This window comes from Streptomyces sp. UG1 (genome assembly GCF_049974585.1).
Classification (GTDB): Bacteria; Actinomycetota; Actinomycetes; order Streptomycetales; family Streptomycetaceae; genus Streptomyces.
In genome coordinates this window covers 1-713 of sequence record NZ_JBNGGG010000167.1, presented here as the reverse complement: position 1 = coordinate 713, position 713 = coordinate 1, and the positions used below count along the sequence as shown (strand labels likewise).

The following is a 713-nucleotide window of genomic DNA, read 5'->3' as shown; positions in this document are numbered from 1 at the left end:
TTCGAGCGGCCCAGGACCCCGTTCGTGGCGGACTTCCTCGGCGCGGCCAACTTCCTGCCCGGCCGCGTGGAACAGCAGAGCGGCGAGCACACCCTGGTCCGTCTCGACAACAGTGGCGGCCTGATCAAGGCCCGCTGTCACGACCTCGCCTCAGGCACCCAGGTCAAGGTCGCCGTCCAGCCGGGCCGACTGCGCGCCTGCGCCACCGACGACGGCTTCTGTAGTGGCGCGGTCGAGACCGCCACCTACGTGGGCACCCTGGTCCGCGCGGGCGTCCGCGTCGACGGCAAGGACGCGCCGTTGCTGCGCCTGGAGGTGCCGGCGGGCCGAGGCCCGGTCGCCGGTGAGCGGGTCGGGATTACTGCCGACCCGGACGACGTCAACCTCTTCCCGACCGAACAGGGGGGGTGAGCCATGGCCGCCACCCTCACCGCGGGGGCTCCCGCCCGTCCGCGCAAGCTCCTGGCCTCACGCAGGACCAGGGTCGGGATCCTTTACGCGCTGCCGGTCGTCGTGTATCTGCTGGTGCTGTTCGTCTACCCGATCTTCAGCACGCTGCTGCTGAGCCTGAAGGACGTCGACGGATCGTTCACCCTGCACTGGTACGCCGACGCCCTCACCGGCGTCAACCTCTCCGTGCTGGTCACCACCCTGCGGATCTCCGCCGAAACAGCGCTGCTGAGCCTGGTCTTCGGCTTCGTCCTGGCCCAGGC

The 713-nt window shown here is 70.3% G+C and carries 1 protein-coding gene and 1 pseudogene; both read left to right on the top strand.

All coding sequences use genetic code 11. From position 1 onward, the window contains the following. Positions 1-411: TOBE domain-containing protein (locus ACP4J3_RS50850; RefSeq protein WP_426545117.1), on the top strand; the 411-nt coding region annotated here is incomplete at its 5' end. 3 nt (positions 412-414) lie between these two features. Then, positions 415-713 (top strand): annotated as a pseudogene (locus ACP4J3_RS50845) (ABC transporter permease); the annotation flags it as partial.